Genomic DNA, 250 nt, shown 5'->3' with positions numbered 1-250 from the left:
ATTACCGGCACGCTCCACCAGCTTGGGCAGCTTGGCGAACACCGATGGCGGGTAACCCTTGGTCGCGGGCGGTTCACCGATGGCCAGGGCGATTTCGCGCTGGGCCTGGGCGAAACGCGTGAGCGAGTCCATCAGCAACAGGACGTTCTTGCCCTTGTCGCGAAAATATTCGGCGATGCGCGTGCAGTACATCGCCGCACGCAGGCGCATCAGCGGTGCATCGTCTGCCGGAGAAGCGACGACAACGGAA

1 pseudogene is annotated in these 250 nt (G+C 63.2%); it reads right to left on the bottom strand.

Features of this window, described 5'->3' with window-relative positions:
* Positions 1–250 (bottom strand): annotated as a pseudogene (gene fliI, locus AC0L2B_RS00060) (flagellum-specific ATP synthase FliI); the annotation flags it as partial.

The organism is Mesorhizobium sp. WSM4815, from assembly GCF_055811575.1.
The sequence above is the reverse complement of the archived record's forward strand: the minus strand, read 5'-3'. Positions and strand labels throughout refer to the sequence as shown.